This window comes from Pseudomonas sp. Pseusp15 (assembly GCF_059492165.1).
Genome location: NZ_CP168523.1, coordinates 2,559,999 through 2,577,618, shown reverse-complemented (window position 1 = coordinate 2,577,618; position 17,620 = coordinate 2,559,999). Strand labels below are relative to the sequence as shown.

Sequence of the window (17,620 nt, the reverse complement as noted above, 5' to 3'; positions counted from 1 at the left end):
TCTGTCCGATCACCCGGATTCCATGCCATTTTTTACAGCGGCTCAGTGCTTCAGCTCAGTCGTGCCAGAAGCGACAAGGCGTCCTGCGGCGTACGACGCGACATCAGTGCTTCACCGGCAAACTCGCTGGCAGAGCACTGTTGCGCCATTGATTGGCAGAGTGCTTCTCGGGCAAAACCGTTGAGCCCTAACTGTGCAAAGGGCGTCTCAATGTCGATCGACTGTGGCGCGTCCGGGATCAGGGGTGACAGGGAGTTGAAAAGCAGGTTGCTTGCCTGCCCTTGGTCGTCCGTTGTGGCAGGTGCTTGCACTTCGGTAGCGGGTGTTGATGTCGACTCGGGGGCGGCCAGGGCGGCTTTAATCAGGGCGATTGTTGCCTGCGGATACTTGGCGTTGGCCAGCTCAGTGCTGTTGGCCTTGAGTTGCGGCCACAATGCGACGACCGACTCCAGGAAGTCCAGCTGCACGAGGGAATCCAGGCCCAGGCTTTCATAGCTTTGTTTTTGGTCGATCTGGTCAACCGTAAAACCGGTGATATTCGCCAGTTGTTCCAGTACCCATGCTTCGACATCCACGGCAGGTGCCTGCGGATCGGCTTCAAGCCGCGCCAGCAAGGCGGTAGGAGTGGGGGCATCAAAGAGCTGCGAAGTGAGCTCTTTCTTTTCCGGGAAGTGCTGGGCCAGGGATTCGAAAATATCGACCATGCCGAGAGAGTCGATACCCAGGCTTTCGAAACTTTGATCGAAGTCGATTTGTTCTTTTTTGAATCCTGTGACCGTACTTATTTCGGCGCGCAGCCATTGCCCGTAGTTGAGTGCGGGTGTTTGTTCCGCAACAGGTGTCGATTCCAGTATTACCGGGTTCGAGTGTACGGGCTCCAGCACCGCAAGGTTTTTATTGACGGGGGCTTCAATCCCATTGGCATAAACGCCCTCGAGGACTTGTTGGTGAGCATTGAAGTAGTGCGCAGTGACGGATTCGGCCTGCTCCAGCAAACGCATCAATATTGATTCTTTTGCGATATTGGACTCGCACAGTGAATCAATGATTTTTTCTGAAAGAGAAAAATAGCTGTTGGCTATTTTTCCATTGGACACGATGAATTCCTGCACAACATCGTTGAGTTGGAAGCGCATGAGGTTCTCCTAACCAAAGTCGGTATATGTTTTCTACAAACAAGAAATAACAAGTCTTGGCCCAGGGTTGGGCCTTGTGTGAATCAATGAACCAGGTTGGCAGTAGCCATATAGCGACTTAAAGTTGGAGTTCCACTGCGTCGATCTCGGAAGATGTTGTTTTTCTGGCTCCTTTGAGCAGCCCGGATCTTACGTTCAGATAAGTGAAGAGCGTTATTGCATCGGCTCCCTGGAAAGCGATGTAGCCGTCAGGACGAATCAACATCAACGTGCCCGCTTTGGCATGGTAACGCTTGTGCAGCCGCCAATCGGGGTCCAGCAACGTCGAGTGCCAGGAAGGCAGTTCGGCGCTGCTCAGGGCATCAATAACGCAATAAGCCTTGATGCCCGGGTAGTCCTTCTCCACCGACTCGGCCAGCGAGTAATAGCCCGGCAACAACGGGGAAAACTGATCGGCTGCGCTGAAAATCAACAGCGTGAACGTTCCGTGGAACAAGTCGATCAAGCGCTTTGGCGGCATACCTTGCAGTTGCCACAACTCGACATCGGGTGCCAGTTGCCCGGCGCGAGGCACCGACGTCTGGAATTCGGGTTTCTTGCCTTTTTTATCCCAATTCATGCGCTGCTTTTTCGTCAGCGATTCCTGGATGTAATCACTCTTGCCGTAGTGGTACTGATGACCGGAAATCATCGACGGCAGTTTGCGCTGAACCTTGCGCCTGTTGCTTATCAGTGGCAGAACATTGTCGCGCAGCCAAACGAGGGCGCGATGCTTGACGGTAATCAGTCCGGTCAGTCGATGTGCCGTGTTCTCGACTTCCAGGGCCACCGGGTAGCGCTCTTCGTTGTAGCTTTCCAGCAACGATGGATCAGCCAGGCCCTGATCGACATAGGCCATTTTCCACGCCAGGTTATAGGCCTCGGAAACCCCCAGGTTCATCCATTGGCCACCGATCGGGCTGCCGATATGAGCCGAGTCGCCCACCAGAAACACAGAGCCTTGCTGCAACGACTGCACGCGGCGATGTTGGAAAGAGGCGATGGTGGTCGATGAAATATTGGACAACGTCATCTTTTGCCCGCGTCCTTCGCACAACCGCTGAAAGTTCTCCAGGCTCAAGGAAGGGCGCTCACCTTCTGGTGGCAGGTTGTAGGGCATCTCGATGAAAAGTCGATAACGGGATTGAGCGCTGATCGGCGCGACCGCGACATAACCGTCCTGTGCACCCAGGAAGAAAGCGCCTTCGTCCTTGCTTCCAGACCACTCGATATCGGCATCGGCGAGCATGAAGAAGCGGTCGTAGGACGATCCTTCGAAGGTCATATCAAGACGTTTTCTGATGTTGCTGCGAGCACCGTCGCACGCGACCACCCAGCGGCTGGAAAAGGACTCGGCGCTGCCGTCCGCATGCTGAAGCGTCATCTGCACTGAGCCCGGCTGGTTTTCTATGTCGACCAGCTCGGTGTTCCATTCAACATCTGCTCCCAACTTGTTCAGTCGCTCAAGCAGAATCTTCTCTGTCTGCGGTTGTGGCAGGCTGAGGAGCAGGGGGTAGGTGGCGTCCAGGTAGGAGAAGTTGTAGTTCAGCACCCGTTTGGCGTTCGATTGCACCGAAAACTGGTTGATAGTGAATCCGTCGCTGATGGCCTGATCGGCAACTCCCAGATCTCGGAAAATTTCCAGGGTTCTGGAATGGATGGCCATCGCTTTGGTAGCGGTCGAGGGACCGGCATTCTTTTCAATGATGCGAAAAGAGACGCCCCACTTCTTCAGCATGATTGCCAGGGACAGGCCAATCGGGCCGGCGCCTACGATCATGACTGTCGGGGTATTACCGGGTTGGCTGAAGTGCTTGGGGGCCAAAGTGCTCAGAGTGTTCATCGGTTAGTACCAGTTTCTGTAGAAGGGAGAGTTGGCAATGCCGAGCAGGGCATCGTCACCGGATGAATCCCCGTAGGCATAAATGTAAAAGTCATCAAGGTTGCTCAGGCAGCCCTTGAGCCGTGTGACTTTCTCTCTCTCAACACAGTTGGTACCTGATATTCCTCCGGTCAGTTTGTTCTTCGCCGTCGCCAGGCGAGTGCCGCAGACATAGTCAAAACCCGCTGCCTGACCCCAGGGAATCAGGTAGTTTTCCGGCGAGTTGCTGACCAGCGCAGTGACATGCCCCATGGACTGATGCCATTGCAGCCGGCGCAGAGCCTCGGGCCTGAGCCAGAGCGGTAGCAGCTCGCTGATGAAATACTTGGCATGCTCGCGCTCTTGCTCAACGGACAGACCGCCCAGATAACAGGCAATGAATGCCAGTCGGGCTTGCATCAATGGCGTGATGCCAACGATTACACTGAGCATTTTGGGTAGCAGGGGAATGATCCTGAGCCAGAACGATCGGGTTCCCACGATATAACGCATGTAGCGCCAGAACGTATGTCTGTCGGTCAATGTGCCGTCAAAGTCAAACACGGCCAGTACCGGTTGTGTGCCATTAGCTTGCATGAATCTCTTCCTTGAGAGAGATGATCTCGATGGTTTTGGGCAACTTGAAGCCCGAGAGGTAGCGCGAGAGCAGGGTAGAGACAGCGTTTTGGGTCAAGTCGCCGCTCCCTTCAACGCACAGGTGCAGTACGTTGACCTCCTTGTTGTCCGGGACGATGTAAGCTTTCGCGCGCACCACATCCGGGTGCTTCAGGGCAATGGATTCGATTTCAGTCAGGTCGACCATTTGCGCTTTGATCTTCGAGATTCGCAGGCGTTGGCAATAGAAGAACACATGCCCGTCGTCGTCCCGCCAGACCAGATCACCCGTGTGTAGCCAACCATCACGGAAGAACCGGGCATTGGCGTCCTCTGCATCGTTATAGCCGTCGATCACCATCGAGCCGCGAATCAGCAGTTCGCCAATGCGTCCAGGTGCGACATCCCGCCCTTCGGCATCGACGACCCTTAGTTCTACGCCTCTGATCGGTTGTCCCATGGCGCCGCGATGGACCTTGCCAATCGAGCTCTGGACAATCACCGGCATGCTCTCGGTCAATCCATAGCCTTGCAGCACCGGATTGCACCCCAGCAGCCTTCCCAGCTTCTCGGCTTCGTCTGCGGGTAAATGACTGCCACCCGAATAAATCATCAGGTGAGGGTGCAACGGCAACAGCGCGCCCTTGCGTTTGGCCAGTCGTGTATTGAAGTAGCGAATGACGTCGGGCACCAGGCAGGCAAAGGTGACCTTATGCTGGGACAAGACTTCTGCCAGATCCCTGTTGAGCAGGGTGTTAGTCATTAACAGTGTGGCGCCCACGCTCAAGGGGAAAACCATCATCACCGACAGGCCGAAGATGGCATACAGCGGCAGCGTCACCAGATGAACGGAACCGACACCTTGAAGATGAAACTGCTCATGCAGGCCATCACTCGATTGCGTCAAATCAAGGTAGCGGTGAGAAACGGCCAGCGGTTTACCGATGCCCCGGTAGGTGAACTGTACCGAGACGATCGGATTGCCTTCGGGCAGTAACAAGGGCTCGGTCTGTCGGGGAAGCCGAGAGTCCGCCGTTGCGTTGTCGGGCAGGGGCGATGACGGCTCACTTGCGGCGTTCAACACCAAGGAGTGCTTAACGCCGTAGTCAGGCTGAAATGTCTCGCTATGCTGCTCGAACAGCGTTTCGGTGGTCACTACCAGCGTCGGTCTGGCGATGCTGATGACGCTGTTCATTTCGAATGGCGTCAGTTTGTAGTTGAGAATGACCGGAACCGCACCGCGACCGATGATCGCCAAATAGTAAGCGATGAACTCCACCCCATTGGGTAGAACGAGCGCTACTTTGTCGCCAGGCAATACATTTAATGCTGAGAGTGCGCCATTGCACTCTTCAGCCTTTATACGCAACTCACGGTAAGTGACGGTATCTTCTTCCGCGTCCAGGTTCCTGATAGCAATGTGCTCGGGGAACGACTCTGAAAAACCGACGAACCGATGCAGAAAACCTTCTTTAGATGAAAGGCTTTTCATTTACCAACCTCTCTCAATCCTTGAATTTATGGTCAGACAAAAAAGTACTACAGAGGCAGGCTATATATAAATTGTTTCAATTAAGCATCAATGTAGTTATTTTTCCGATACCAATCCAGGGTATCGGTCAATGTTTCCGTCACGGGGCGGAACTTGCACTGCAATTCTTTCAGGCTTTTGTTGTGGCTGAAATGGGTGCGCCCTTGCTCTTGTTCCATGAGTTTGACAGTGGAAGTGCTGATGAGCACCGGCTTTTTCGTGATTCGGTAATAACCTTCATAGATCAAGGCAATTATACGCAGCATGAACAGTGGCACTTTGCGCTCCGGCGCTTTTACGCCGCTGACACTGGAGAGCGCCTGGAAAATGCTTTTCATGTCCATGTGATTGCCGGCTGCCAGGTAGCGTTCTCCGGATCGGCCGCGTGTGATCGCCGCGAGTTGATGCTCTGCTACATCCCTGGCATCGACAACGGAAAAACTTCCAGGCAGTACGCCGGGCAATTTCTGTCCGACAAAGTCGAGCAGGAACTGTCCTGATGAGGTCGGGCCGATGTCCCCAGGGCCAAACATCCAGCCAGGCAATACCATGGCGACGAACATGTCCGGATGCCGCGCCAGGAATTCCTGAACTTTCTGTTCAGACAATATTTTACTCAGGTAGTAATCGTCAGCCTCCGATTCACTGCGAGACATTGTTTCATCGATCACCTGATCTTTATCGCCCTTCAAGACGGCAATGGAGGAGGTATGGACTGCACGACGAATGCCTGCGGCATAAGCGGCCTGCAACAGGCGCTCGGTACCGGTCACGTTAGTGTCATACAGTTTCTGCCAGTGCTTTCCACCTTTGTAACTATCGCGGAAATAGGCGGCCGTATGAAACAAGGCATCACAGCCTTGCAAGGCATGGCTGAAGGCGTCGACATTGAGCATGTCGCCTTCGACAAATTCGACAGGCAGATTGCCGAACTGCTTCTTGGCTTTTTCGACGGAGCGGACCAGTGCTTTTACTTTGATGTTTCGCTTTAAAAGCGCATGAACCACATTATTGCCGAGCAGGCCTGTAGCGCCTGTAACAAAGGCATATTCCATTAAAATCCAGCTCCTGTGGGGTGGTAACCTGCTACTGCATTGAGATTGATGTCACCGCGCTCGATGCTTTGACCAGGCAGGGGGCGTCAACGGCGGCAAGTAAAAACCATTCGGTATCTGGAAATCAAGCGGTATTTAACAGTCGCCACAAGGTCGACGTCCTTGAACCCGACCTGAAACACGCAAATCCTGTGGTTTAGAGCGTTGTCGACAGCAGGCATTCACCGGGATCGGGCGGATTGAGGTCATCGCTAGACATTTTTGCCGTCCGTCGCCTGCCTTCTGGGGGGAGTCAAAAGACACCCTTGCTGACTCGATTCATCAGGGCGCGCGCGTCAGGCTGGATACCAAGGCGCCTGAACGTGCGGGGCCCAATACATGGCATTTACATGGCACTCCTTAAAAGTTTAAATGCAAAGTGATTAAGAGGGCTTAGTATAAGATATGATAGTTAAAACAGGTTTGCGCAGTGAGTGGCAGATCCGTTGCATCCAGTTACAAATAGATTTGTTTGGCCAAAGGAGCCGAAGGCGTGATTAAAAAGAGATTAGGTCGAGAAGAAAGTCAGCAAATAACAAGGGATAAGTTATTCGATACCGCCACTGACCTTATGGTGAGAAAAGGTTTTCACGCCACCAGTGTCAACGCTATTTCCGAGGAAGCCGGTTTTTCGAAGGGGGCCTTCTTTTCAAACTTTACAAGTAAGTCGGACTTGCTTCTGCAGTTAACTCAGAGATTCAAGGGAGTTGAGATTGATCGATTGAGTGTCACCCTGACTTCAGGGTATTCATCGGAAGAGCTGACCCATGGATTGAATGCCTATATTGACACGCTTAAAAATAATACCAGTTGCGCGATTCTTGATGCTGAGTTGCAACTGATCGCCTTGCGTGATGAAGAGTTCTCAACGCATTACTACGATCTGCATCAGGAAAATAGTGAAGCCTTGGGTAAGTTGATTACCATCATATTTAATCATGCAGGCAAGAAGCCTCCTTTGGCGAATGCCGCTCTTGCAAGGACCTTCACCGCTTTGTCGGAAGGTTTGATACTGCAAGGGCATAAAGATCCAGCCTCTGAAATAAAACTGGTGTTGAACTCGCTTATCCAGACAGCAGAGCCCTTATAGAACGCTGCCATTCTTGTGATACATACGATATTCGCATGTCCGGGGCTCAGACCTCGGGCAGGATGCGAGCAGCCATGCCCATCTTTAGCGCACACAATAAGGTCTGCGCAGTAGCGCTCAGTGATTCTGGAACGTTTTCAATCCTCGTTGTACGGCGGGCCTGGCTTCGATCGCGTCGAACCAGCGTGATAAGCGTGATAAGCGTGAAAGCACTGCCCAATCCAGCCGATCACGAAATGATGCCGCAATGGTGAAAGCGGAGATGTCCGCCATGGAGAACTGATCTCCGGCCATAAAGTCGTCGGTAAGAAACCGTTCTGCGTAGACGAGTTGTTCAATGACGCGTTGATCGATAACTGTGGCCGCATCATTAAATCCTGCCTGGCGCAGGGAAAATGCAGCATGACTGGGCCCGATGACGTCCGTTACGAAAAAGAAATAACGATCAAACACCCGGTCGCGTTTTGGTCCACGATGCGCAGGTGCAAGCCGACCCGGAGCTTTTGCATCAGCGAACTGAATGATTGCGTTCGATTGGTTAATGACCAGCGGGGGTGTCGATGAATGGTCGACCAGGGTTGGGACTTTTCCTGCCGGATTAAGCGCCAGGTACGACAAGTCGCGTTGCTCATTCGCCTGCAAGTTCAGTCTTCGTGCGGTGTAGGGGATACCTGCTTCCTCCAAGGCTATTGCAGCCCTCAGACTGTTGCCGGTAGGCGCGCCATACAGCTCTATTTTCGGGCTCATCAGACACTCCCTGAAAATGAATGGATGATTATTGGATGCTAAGTGAAAAGCGGCATACGCGCCTGTCTACAAGGAGTACGCACAACGTTTCGCGTCAGTTAACCAGTCCGCTTAGGTATGCCCATTCGACGAGCATGGCCAAGTAGAATGTGTACGCCGCTCAGCACTAATGTGACTTGTGATGGTCAATACACCCCGCGCGACCGTCAGCGGTCGTACTGCCCGGCGCCGACCGGATCCGCATCGGCAATTTGATCAAGGACAGTGAAAGCATGCTCACCGCAATATAATCCGCAACCGCTTCTACCTGGTTTCGTAAATCGGGACTCGTCGTACGTTTACCCCTCAATCCAATTCGAAGATTTAAAGCATGCACCTACGCAAAATTGCAGTTGGGCTGTCGGCCCTTGTTTTGCTCTCGACCGGGGCACAAGCCCGCAGTCTGCTGGATTTCATCAAGCCGCCCACCCAGCATCAGCAACAAACCTCCCACTCGGGCTCGATCAGCCAGAGCGCGGCGCTGGAACTCTATTCAAACAAACAGAAACAGGCATCGTTTGACGGCTGCGCGGATCTGTTCCCGGCCGCGAAACCGATCAACATGGCCACTGTGCCTGCCACAATGAAACCCTTGGCCCTGTGTTCCGATAACTTCGCGGTGCTGTACTCGCAAACCAGCAAGACACCGCTGGTAGTGGTCGAACGCCTTAATGCCGCCCAGCTGCAGGATGCCAAAGGGGAGGAGCGCACCAACCAGTTCTATCCGGACCCACGCATTCCCAAGAGTGGGCGGGCAGAGTTGAGCGACTACCGTAGCCAACATCCGGCCGTGGACCGTGGCCATCAATCCCCGGCAGCCGATGCACCGAACCCCAATGCAATGGCCCAATCCTTTGCGCTGTCGAACATGGTGCCGCAAGACCCAACCAACAACCGGAAGATCTGGAGTAAGGTCGAGTCCGATGTCAGAAAGTTTGCCAAACGAGCCGATGGCAATGTCTTTGTCTTTACCGGCCCGCTCTTTGATTCAGGCCACGGCACCGTCGGCGACAACAAGGTCTGGGTGCCGACCCGCCTGTTCAAACTGGTTTACGACGCATCGTCCAAGCGTGCCTGGGCTTACGTACTGCCCAACGCTGAAACCCGCATCGAGAAACCGATGGACTATGACGCTTTCGTGAAGAGTACCGGGCTCAACTTGCTGGGAAATCTACCGGTCACAGGTTCCGTGGGGCGCTCTTGATGGCTTGATTGATTAATCCGTAGCAGCTGTCGAGCCGGGGCGAGGCTGCGTTCGGCTGCGCAGCAGTCGTAAAACCAGAACTTACGGTGCATCAGGCAGACCGCGTCAGCCGGATTCACGACTGCTTCGCAGCCGAACGCAGCCTCGCAGGCTCGGCAGCTGCTACAGAGAGTGTGTCGCGGCTAACGCGCCGCCCAGGCATTGAAGTGTTCTTCCAACTCCTCGCCGTGGTCCACCCAGAACTCCGCATCTACCGACTGAGCCTTGGCCAAGTTGGCTTCGGCCGTCGGCAATTGCTGGCGTACTGGCTCCGGCAGCAGTGCCAGGGCCTGGCGGTGGACGGGGCCGTAAGGGATGTTTTCCGAGAAAACCTTCTGGGCCTGCGGCTGGCTGGCAAACGCGATGAAGCGCTCGGCCAGCGCCTTGTTCGGCGACCCTTTGACCACGGCCCAGTATTCCGGGTCGTATAGGCTCTGGGGCCAGACGATGCTCAGGTTCATGCCTTCTTTCTGCGCCGAGGCGATACGACCGTTGTAGGCGGCACTCATCACCACGTCACCGGCGATCAACCACTGCGCCGGTTGGGCTCCAGCCTCCCACCACTGGATGCTCGACTTGATCTTGTCGAGCTTGGCAAAGGCACGGTTCACGCCCTCGGGGGTGGCCAGCACTTTGTAGAGCTCGTCTGGCTTGACACCATCGGCCAGCAGAGCGATTTCCAGGGTGTACTTGGCGCCTTTGCGCAGGCCGCGCTTGCCCGGAAAGTCGGTGACGTTCCAGAAATCCGCCCAGGAAGTCGGGGTCTTGGCCAGCTTGTCCTTGTTGAAGGCCATGACCATCGACCAGACGTAGGTGGCCACACCACACTCGGTCAAGGTCCCCGGTACGAACTGGGCCTGGTCGCCAAAACTGGCCTTGTCCAGTCGCTCGAACAAGCCGGCATCACAGCCACGCAACAGTTCCGGACTCTCCACCTCGACCACATCCCAGGTGGCATGGCCCACATCGACCATGGCCTTGATCTTCGACAGTTCGCCATTGTATTCGCCGGCGACGATGCGTCCTGCACCGCTTGCATTGAAGGGTTGGAAATAGGCCTTGTCCTGGGCCTGCTTGGTGGCGCCGCCGAACGAAATGACGGTCAGGGCCTGAGGCTCGGCGAACACGCCGGTGCACAACAGGGCCAGGGAAAAAGGAACACAGGTACGTAAGGATAAAGACATGGAACGCTCCCACAGCTGGTTTTTAGAATGGTGTAAAACCGGGCAGTGCTGGCCAGAGGCCGATAAGGTTCCACCGTGCCGGGCTCTTGGGGCCGGCATCGTCATGAAAAAAGCTTTCATCCGGGAAAGCCGGACCAGAGGTGCTCAGTGCGGTTTGATAGTGCGGCATCAATCGGAAGAGGAAAATTATTAAAAATATGCTTGGGAGCTATAAAAAAGCTCTTCAGCAGTGGGCACTGCTGATCCGGGTTGTATTCAGATGAGGTGGATCAACCGGTCACAGGGTCTTCTACCGACCGGTTACCAATAAAGGCTCGAACTGGGCGTGGCCGCCCAGGGCGTCATGTCTCATCTGGCGGTTTGATTCGTACTGATTTCGAATGGTCCTTCAGCGCATTTCAATCTGCGCCTGCAACTGGCCGCCGACGATGGATATTTCTTTGAACTGTTCACCGTCGCGCAGCACGAACAACGCGTCCATCCCGCGCTCTTGTGCCAGACGTGGGCCTTCGGTTTCGCCCAGCACCATCAGCGCCGTGGCCCAGGCGTCGGCGAGCATGCATGAGGCCGCCACCACTGTGACGGCTGCGAGTGCGTTGCACAGCGGTGCGCCGGTGGTCGGGTTCATGGTGTGGGCATAGGACTGCCCCCTCACATCGACCCAGTGTCGGTAGTCTCCGGACGTGGCGATGGCAGCGTCGCTGAGTTCCATCACACCCATGACTTCGCGCACACCCCGGCAGGGTTTTTCAATGGCTACGACCCAGGGGTGGGCATCAGGTTTGACGCCGCGGGCGCGCATCTCGCCATCGATGCCGACCAGATAACGAGTGATGCCAAAACCCTCCAGACAGCGGGCCAGCTCATCGACAGCAAAACCCTTGGCGATACCGTTCAGATCGAGGTTCAGCGACGCACGTTTGCGCACCTGATTACGTTGCGGGTCAACGCTCAGCGCCGCACTGGCGGACAGGCGAGCTTGCGGCGGCAGCGTGTCGAGCATCTGCTCCGTGACGGTCTGTTCGCCGGGGCCGAACCCCCAGGCATTCACCAGATCGCCGACCGCGATGTCGAAGGCGCCGCCGGATTGCTGACTGACACGTAGCGCGGCAGACAGCACCATGGCCAGTTCCTTGGGTACCGGCACCCACTTCTGTTCGGGGGCGACGTTGAGGCGGTTGAGATCGGAGTCGGGTTTCCAGGTGGACATTTGCTGGTCTACCCGGGCCACGGCGCGTGCCAGGCTATGGTCGATGTTGTCGGTGTTGATCCCGGCTTGCGCATAGAACAGGGCGGTGTAACGGGTGCCCATGGTCTCGCCATTCAGGCTGTAGCGTTGCAAGTCAGTAGACATCTTCACGGTAGCGTCCTTGTGCCTTGAGGGTCAGCACACTCAGGTTGATCGGCGCCAGCACTTCATCCAGGGCCTGCATCACGCCCTTGGCCATCTCGCGACCGCCACACACCAACACTTGGGCGCCTTTCTCAATCAACCGGCGCAAGACCAGCGCATCGCTGATCAACCGGTCTTGCACGTAACTGCCGTCCATGACCTGGGAGAAGGCGGCACGCAATGCCGTGAGGCGCTGGTCCGCGAGGTAACGATTGAGCTCCGATTCATAGAGAAAATCCGAAGCCGGGTTACGCCCGCCCCAATACAAGTGCATGGGGTGTCGGGCCTTGTTGTTGCGAATAAAACCGGTCAAGGGACCTATGCCGGTACCGGCGCCGATCAGGATCACCGGGTGCGCGCCCGACGCCGGACGAAATTGTGGGTTGGGCTGGATAAAAGCTTCGATCGACGCACCGATGTCCAGGTTGTGAAGGAATTGCGAGCACACGCCACCTTCGTGTTTACGTACGCAGATTTCCAGCACACCGTCCTGCGAACTGCTGGCCAGCGAGTAGAACCGCGGGATCGCGCTACCAGGGGGCAGAATCCCTGCCAGGTCACCAGCCAGAAACTCCGGCAGCTCGCTGGCTGCCTTGAAGCGTAGTACGTGGGTCGGCGCATTCACCTGTTCGCCGTAGGCGATGCGCTCCATCAGAATCAGTTGATGGGTACGTGGCTGCTCCGGAGTATGGACCAGCGTCAGGTCCTGCCCCAGTACTTTGCCCAGTGCGCGGCCCCAGCGAGCAAATTCCTGGGCGGACTGGCGGTTGACGGTTTCCAGCTCCAGCAGCGGTGAGCCACCGGCCTGTAACATCGCGTCCTGCACCTGATGGGCGTACTGACAGAACTGCGCAAACTGGCGGTCGCCCAAGCCCAGCACGGCAAACGGCAGGCCGGGTTTGAGGCCGACCCTGGTCAACCGTGCCAGGAACTGCGAAGCCGAGGCCGGGGCATCACCGTCGCCGTGGGTCGCGGTGAGGATGAATACCCGTTGGGCATTGCTGTATTCGCTGGTGTATTGATTCATCGCCGCGCTATGTACCCGGTGTCCAGCCTGGTGCAAAGCGTCATGCAAGGTGTTGGCAAAGCCCCAGGTGCTATTGTTTTCACTGCCGACCAGAATCACGCTGTCGGCGGATTGCGCGGTGCAGTTTTCACGGATGTTCGGAGCGGCCTTGCGGCGGCGCCACCACAGCAGGATACCGGTCACGCTCATCAACGGCACGCAGAGGGCACAGAGCCCCAGCGGCAGACCGAGCCACCAGAGGCCTTCACCGGTGTGCAATTGATAAATCAATTCGTAGACGTTGCGCATCGAATCGTGGGCTTGATAGGACAGCAAAGTGCCGCTGGCCTGGTCCACGTAACCGTCGCCCTGGGCCGTGCGCAGGGAAAACACGTCTTGCGGGTTATTGGGGTTCGGGTAGACCAGCTCGCGCAGGTCATTCAGGTCAGTGGCCTGCAAGGCTTTCAGGTTCGCCACCGGCAAGGCCGGGCCGGCGCTGACGTGGGCGGGGAAGGTGGGCTCATTCTGACTGCCATCAGCGATAAAGCCGAAAGTCGTGGCGCACATATAGAGCCCGCTCAGTGCCGACAACAGCAGCCCAAGCAATGCCAGGCGTCCGACTTCAGCATGCCAGCGCTGGCTGAAGGAACCTCGCAGTGGCCGCAACAGGTTGCGCCAGCCGCCCAGCCGCCGGGCCAGCAACAGCGCACCAGACACCGACAGCATCAGCATCAACAGTGCGCCGACTCCAGACACCCCGTGGCCAGGTGTGCCAAGGAACAGCGAGCGGTGCAGGTCTTTCATCCAGCGCGAGAAGGCGGATGGCTCGTAAGGTGCGAGGCCTTGACCGGTCAGTGGATCGACCTTTTCGGCCCCGGCCTGACCGTCCTGGTTGTAGTAGACGATGACCGTCCCGGACGCTGTGCGCTGGATCTGCTCCACGCCCTGGAAATGGCTGGCTACGCGCCCGGCCAGTTGACTGACGTTGACTTGCCCGGCAGCGGTGGACGTGCTGTGCAGGCGTTCCAGGGCGGGGTCGACAGACAGCATCGCGCCGCTGATGGCCAACAGCATGACCAGCAGGGCGGCGATCAGGCCGGGCAGGGAATGGAACTGGCGAAGCATGTTCAGCCTCCAGAATGGCCAGTGCTACAGATCGTAAGTAAAGGACTCGACGTAGGTGCTGCCGGTCGCCGGCTTGCCTGCGCCCTTGGACGTCAGGGGCACGCTGACATCGGCGCGGGCATCACGTTTGTCCTCGACGGCGCTGTCGATGCGGATTTGATAGCCGGCATCGATCAGGGTGTCTGCCAGTTCGACACTGACTTTGAGGGTGCGCCCACTGCCGACGCTGGCGCCGCTGACCCCGTCAAACTCGCTCGGGTTCATCCCGCTTCCACGGGCCCAGTCGGCCAGATGTCTGTAATACTTGGCCTTCTTGCCGGCCACCCAGAGGGTTTTCTGGTATTGGCCAGTGGCGTCGGTGACGTAGATCGCCAGATATGCATCATTGCCGCTGTAGTCCTTGAGCTGAGTGGTCAAGGTCACTTCACGGGCCTGGACCAGTCCTGGCAGGGCAACGGCGCCGGCGAGGCAGGATGCAGCGATAATTTTTTTCATGGGATTGTCCTTTTGCTCGTTGGGGCCAAAGCCTGGACTTGCTTGCTGACAGCAACCTGAAGCGCAGTAAAAATCATCGACAGAGGGACTCACCTGAATCTTCAGATTCACGTCAGGTAAGGCGATTAAGGTGCTGCACGATAACCATCAAGGAGGTGCCAGATGCGGGTTTTATTGGTCGAGGACGCACCGGGGTTGGGGGAGGCGGTGCGCGAACAGATCGCCGATGACGGCCACGCCGTCGATTGGGTGCAGCGCCTGGAGCATGCGCGCAACAGTGTGCGCACTACCCCATACGACCTGATCCTGCTTGACCTGATGTTGCCGGACGGTGGCGGGCTGGATTTTTTGCGTCAGCAGCGTTCCGCAGGGGATGCAACGCCGGTGATCATCCTGACCGCCCAGGATCAGATATCCGATCGTATCGCCGGCCTCAATGCCGGGGCCGATGATTATCTGGTCAAACCGTTCGACCTGTTTGAACTTTCGGCCCGTGTGGCTGCAGTGGCTCGCCGTTATAGTGGCAACCCCAACCCGCAGATCAAACTCGGCGAATTGCAGATCGATATGAGTGCCCGTACGGTGCAGCGGGCCGGTGCGACTGTGGACCTCACGGCGCGGGAGTGGGCGCTGTTCGAGGCGTTTGTCCAGCGCCCCAGCGCACTGCTGTCCAAGGCGCAGCTCGAAGAACGGTTGTACGCTTTCGGTGCCGAAATCGAGAGCAATACAATCGAGGTCTATATCAGCCGGTTGCGTAAGAAACTCGGGCGCGACCTGATTGAAACCGTGCGCGGCATGGGCTACCGGTTGACGTCCGCATGAAGTCGTCCAGCCTGCAAAAACGTCTCGGCGTGGGCTTGACCCTGGGCATGACCTTGCTTTGGCTGGGGGCGACCGTCGGCGCCTGGCTGGTGGTGCAACATGAGTTGAATGAGGCATTCGACAGCGCGCTGGAAGAGACGGCGCAACGCATGCTGCCCCTGGTCGTACTGGAAATCAGCAATCGGGAAAAGCCCGATGAGACACACCACGTGGCCCCCCTCACAATGCACAAGGAATACCTGACCTATCTGGTGCGCGATGCGAGGGGCAAGATCCTGATGCAATCCCACGACGCCAACCCGAATATCTTCAACAAACAACCGACCGAAGGCTTCTCCACCACTGAAAAATACCGTCTGTATGGCGCCAGTGCGTTGCGGGAAACGCTGTTCATTGAAATCGCCGAGCCCCTTGGCCATCGCCGTGAGGCCGCGCGGGAAGCCTTGTTTGCCTTGCTGATGCCGCTATTGGCGCTGATTCCCATCAGCCTGTTGGGCACCTGGTTATTCGTGCGCATCAGCCTGCGCAGCGTATTGGCCTATCGTCGAGCGGTGGAGGCCCGTGGGGTGGGTGATCTGTCGCCGATCAAAACGTCGCGCCTGCCGGCCGAAATCGATCCGCTGGCTGACGCGGTCAACCATCTGCTGGAGCGTTTGCGCAAGGCCCTGGAGGCCGAGCGTAGTTTTACCGCCAATAGCGCTCATGAACTGCGCACGCCACTGGCCGCTACCCTGGCGCAGGTCCAGCGGCTGCGTCACGAAGCGCCCGAAGGCCCGTTGCGAGTGCGCGCGGCAAAGATCGAAAACTCGTTGCGCGAGTTGGCGCGGCTCTCGGAAAAGCTCATGCAACTGGCCAAGGCCGAAGGCGGTGGGCTGCTGTCCGAAACGCCCCAGGATCTCGTTCCGTTGCTGGTCCATGTGGTTGATGAGTGGAACCATAGCAGCGCTCGCCACATCGAGCTGCAGCTGCCAACCCAGGCCTGCGTGTACTCGGTCATTGATCCAGACGCTTTCGGTATTCTGTTGCGCAACCTGATCGAGAATGCGCTGAAGTACGGTGCGATGGATCAACCGATCGAAGTCAGTCTGACCGACCAGGCGTTGCTACGGGTGGTCAACGGTGGCCCGGTGGTGCCGGAGCCCGTGTTGCAGCACCTGACCGAGCGTTTTGTGCGCGGTCACAGTGAAGCCAGCGGGTCAGGGTTGGGGTTGGCGATTGCCAAAACCATTGTGCAGGGGGTCAACGCGCGAATGATGCTGGTGTCGCCGGCAACAGGTCGACAGGAGGGATTCGAAGTCTGCGTCTGGTTACCGCTCGTGTCCGCTGTCGAAGGCTGAGGCTACCCATGGACGAGGAGAGTCCGGGCAGAATTACAGCACCGATCTCAGACCAGGTTGACAGGTGTAAAAGCGTTATCGCTCAGCCACCAACAACAACGACTGCGGCACCGGACTTTGCGGGTGCTGCGGCTCTTGCAGGCTGGCCAGCCGAAAACCGGCCATGTCCAGGGCGTTGAGCCAACTGGACATGGTGCGCGAGTACCACGGCATGGGTTGCCACTGCCCCTTGAACCCGGCGAAGGTTTCTTCCCGCCAACCGTCCTGATAGTCGCCCGCCGCCGCGGTCCACGGATGCAGCGTCTGGATCACCAGCGCGCCACCGGGGGCGAGCAGGGCGTTCATGGCGGCGAGCAGGGGGATGATGTCCTGGTGCAACAGGGCGAAGTTGGCGCAGATCAGGTCGTAGTCGCTGCCGATGTCCACCTTCGCCTCTACCAACTCGTCATAGCTCGCCAAATGCACCCGCGAAGAGCCCGCCGCCCGTGCTGCCTCGACCAGTGTCGCATCGCCATCCACACCGACCGCCTCGATGGCCCTTTCAGCCAGCGCCCGCAACAGCCAGCCCTCGCCGCAGCCCAGGTCGAGCACGCGCTCGGGTTGGCGGCCCAGTATCGCCAGCAGGATTGCCTGGTCGGTGACCTTGAGGCGGCTTTCGATGGTGCCGGTGCGGATAGCCTCGATCCAGGGCTTGGCGTTGTGGTGCCAGCTCTGGAGGAGGGTGGATTCGGGGCTGGGCATTTCGATGTCCGCAGTGATGGGTTGGAGGGAAGGATAGGACAAGTACTGGCGGAACGGATCTTGTCGGTGACGCTTTACTTGCATCCAGTCGAAAACGGGGGTGAAACCCGTTGTCCGGGGCG

Annotated in this window: 15 protein-coding genes; 4 read left to right on the top strand and 11 right to left on the bottom strand. The window is 57.2% G+C overall.

Annotated elements, in window-relative coordinates; genetic code table 11:
* Window positions 1-50 precede the first annotated feature (50 nt).
* The 5 genes from ACEN8R_RS11470 to ACEN8R_RS11450 all read right to left on the bottom strand — a co-directional run bounded on the left by ACEN8R_RS11470 (window position 51) and on the right by ACEN8R_RS11450 (window position 6,237).
* Entirely contained in the window at window positions 51-1,136 is a 1,086-nt protein-coding gene (locus ACEN8R_RS11470; RefSeq protein WP_018927946.1) for an acyl carrier protein, read from the bottom strand.
* A gap of 118 nt (window positions 1,137-1,254) precedes the next feature.
* Window positions 1,255-3,018, bottom strand: coding sequence for an FAD-dependent monooxygenase (locus tag ACEN8R_RS11465; protein WP_018927947.1), 1,764 nt, complete (start codon window positions 3,016-3,018; stop codon window positions 1,255-1,257).
* 3 nt (window positions 3,019-3,021) lie between these two features.
* Window positions 3,022-3,633: an HAD-IB family hydrolase gene (locus ACEN8R_RS11460; protein WP_018927948.1), complete on the bottom strand. Its 612-nt coding sequence runs from the start codon at window positions 3,631-3,633 to the stop codon at window positions 3,022-3,024.
* Entirely contained in the window at window positions 3,623-5,143 is a 1,521-nt protein-coding gene (locus ACEN8R_RS11455) for a class I adenylate-forming enzyme family protein (protein ID WP_495624894.1), read from the bottom strand. The genes ACEN8R_RS11460 and ACEN8R_RS11455 overlap by 11 nt, the downstream gene beginning before the upstream one ends.
* A gap of 80 nt (window positions 5,144-5,223) precedes the next feature.
* Window positions 5,224-6,237, bottom strand: coding sequence for an SDR family oxidoreductase (locus ACEN8R_RS11450; protein ID WP_018927950.1), 1,014 nt, complete (start codon window positions 6,235-6,237; stop codon window positions 5,224-5,226).
* Between the two features lie 532 nt (window positions 6,238-6,769).
* Here ACEN8R_RS11450 and ACEN8R_RS11445 point away from each other — a divergent pair.
* On the top strand, window positions 6,770-7,366 hold the full coding sequence (locus ACEN8R_RS11445; protein WP_018927951.1) for a TetR/AcrR family transcriptional regulator: 597 nt from the start codon (window positions 6,770-6,772) through the stop codon (window positions 7,364-7,366).
* Window positions 7,367-7,483: 117 nt separating this feature from the next.
* On the opposite strand, the gene ACEN8R_RS11440 is transcribed toward ACEN8R_RS11445, so the two are convergent.
* The gene (locus ACEN8R_RS11440; RefSeq protein WP_018927952.1) at window positions 7,484-8,113 is read right to left on the bottom strand and encodes a glutathione S-transferase family protein; all 630 of its coding nucleotides are present in this window, start codon (window positions 8,111-8,113) and stop codon (window positions 7,484-7,486) included.
* Window positions 8,114-8,483: 370 nt separating this feature from the next.
* On the opposite strand from ACEN8R_RS11440, the gene ACEN8R_RS11435 reads away from it, so the two are divergent.
* Window positions 8,484-9,356, top strand: a complete 873-nt coding sequence (locus tag ACEN8R_RS11435) for a DNA/RNA non-specific endonuclease (protein WP_018927953.1) — start codon at window positions 8,484-8,486, stop codon at window positions 9,354-9,356.
* Between the two features lie 182 nt (window positions 9,357-9,538).
* On the opposite strand, the gene ACEN8R_RS11430 is transcribed toward ACEN8R_RS11435, so the two are convergent.
* The 4 genes from ACEN8R_RS11430 to ACEN8R_RS11415 all read right to left on the bottom strand — a co-directional run bounded on the left by ACEN8R_RS11430 (window position 9,539) and on the right by ACEN8R_RS11415 (window position 14,598).
* The gene (locus tag ACEN8R_RS11430; RefSeq protein ID WP_018927954.1) at window positions 9,539-10,579 is read right to left on the bottom strand and encodes an ABC transporter substrate-binding protein; all 1,041 of its coding nucleotides are present in this window, start codon (window positions 10,577-10,579) and stop codon (window positions 9,539-9,541) included.
* A 388-nt stretch (window positions 10,580-10,967) separates the two neighbouring features.
* Window positions 10,968-11,933 carry an FAD:protein FMN transferase gene (locus tag ACEN8R_RS11425; protein WP_018927956.1) on the bottom strand — a complete coding sequence of 322 codons (966 nt, stop codon included), beginning with the start codon at window positions 11,931-11,933 and terminating at the stop codon, window positions 10,968-10,970.
* Complete coding sequence (locus ACEN8R_RS11420; protein WP_018927957.1) at window positions 11,923-14,103, bottom strand: PepSY domain-containing protein; 2,181 nt, start codon at window positions 14,101-14,103, stop codon at window positions 11,923-11,925. The genes ACEN8R_RS11425 and ACEN8R_RS11420 overlap by 11 nt, the downstream gene beginning before the upstream one ends.
* A 24-nt stretch (window positions 14,104-14,127) precedes the next feature.
* Window positions 14,128-14,598 carry a DUF2271 domain-containing protein gene (locus ACEN8R_RS11415; RefSeq protein ID WP_018927958.1) on the bottom strand — a complete coding sequence of 157 codons (471 nt, stop codon included), beginning with the start codon at window positions 14,596-14,598 and terminating at the stop codon, window positions 14,128-14,130.
* A gap of 162 nt (window positions 14,599-14,760) precedes the next feature.
* Here ACEN8R_RS11415 and ACEN8R_RS11410 point away from each other — a divergent pair, with 162 nt between their 5' ends.
* Both ACEN8R_RS11410 and ACEN8R_RS11405 read left to right on the top strand, forming a co-directional pair.
* A complete protein-coding gene (locus ACEN8R_RS11410; RefSeq protein WP_018927959.1) occupies window positions 14,761-15,420 on the top strand; it encodes a response regulator transcription factor in 660 nt (219 codons plus the stop codon).
* Window positions 15,417-16,757 (top strand): ATP-binding protein, encoded by a 1,341-nt coding sequence (locus ACEN8R_RS11405; RefSeq protein WP_018927960.1) that lies wholly within the window; start codon window positions 15,417-15,419, stop codon window positions 16,755-16,757. Before ACEN8R_RS11410 ends, ACEN8R_RS11405 begins: the two co-directional genes overlap by 4 nt.
* 75 nt (window positions 16,758-16,832) lie before the next feature.
* Here ACEN8R_RS11405 and ACEN8R_RS11400 read toward each other — a convergent pair whose 3' ends face one another.
* Window positions 16,833-17,498, bottom strand: a complete 666-nt coding sequence (locus ACEN8R_RS11400; protein WP_026286566.1) for a class I SAM-dependent methyltransferase — start codon at window positions 17,496-17,498, stop codon at window positions 16,833-16,835.
* Between the last annotated feature and the right edge of the window lie 122 nt (window positions 17,499-17,620).